This window comes from Pseudonocardia oceanicola (assembly GCF_047200735.1).
Taxonomy (GTDB): domain Bacteria; phylum Actinomycetota; class Actinomycetes; order Mycobacteriales; family Pseudonocardiaceae; genus Pseudonocardia.
This window is the reverse complement of sequence record NZ_JBJZON010000084.1, coordinates 1-791: the sequence shown is the minus strand read 5'-3', so window position 1 is coordinate 791 and position 791 is coordinate 1. Positions and strand designations below refer to the sequence as shown.

Below are 791 nucleotides of genomic sequence, written 5' to 3'. Positions count from 1 at the left end.
GGGGTGGGCACCCCGACGAGCACCACGGTGCCGGCCAGGTCGCGGGCGAAGAAGGCCTGCTTCCAGGTCTCGGGGCGGCCGACGGCGTCGACGACGACATCGGCGCCGAACCCGTCGGTGGCCTCCTTGATGGCCTCGACGGCGTCGGTGGCCTTGGCGTTGACGGTGTGGGTGGCGCCGAAGCCGCGGGCCCACTCCAGCTTCTTGTCGTCGGTGTCCACGGCGACGATGGTGGTGGCGCCGGCGAGGGTGGCCCCGGCGATCGCGGCGTCGCCCACCCCGCCGCAGCCGATGACGGCGATCGAGTCGCCGCGGCCGACGGCCCCGGTGTTGATGGCCGCACCGATGCCGGCCATGACCCCGCAGCCGAGCAGCCCGGCGACCTGCGGCTGCACCGCCGGGTTGACCTTGGTGCACTGGCCGGCGGCGACCAGCGTCTTCGCGCAGAACGCGCCGATGCCCAGCGCCGGGGACAGCTCCTGGCCGGACTTCAGCGTCATCTTCTGCGTGGCGTTGTGCGTGGTGAAGCAGTACCAGGGCTTGCCCTTGCGGCAGGCCCGGCACTCGCCGCACACGGCCCGCCAGTTGAGGATCACGAAGTCGCCCGGGGCGACCTCGGTGACACCCTCGCCGACGGACTCCACGACCCCGGCGGCCTCGTGCCCGAGCAGGAACGGGAACTCGTCGTTGATCCCGCCCTCCCGGTAGTGCAGGTCGGTGTGGCAGACCCCGCACGCCTGGATCTGCACGACCGCCTCACCGGGACCGGGGTCCGGGACCACGATCGTCTC

General features: G+C 72.8%; 1 protein-coding gene. It reads right to left on the bottom strand.

Translation table 11 applies throughout. The annotated features are described in order from the left end of the window. A partial coding sequence (locus tag ACL02T_RS34910) for a zinc-binding dehydrogenase (protein ID WP_412835094.1) occupies positions 1 to 791 on the bottom strand: 791 nt, incomplete at both ends.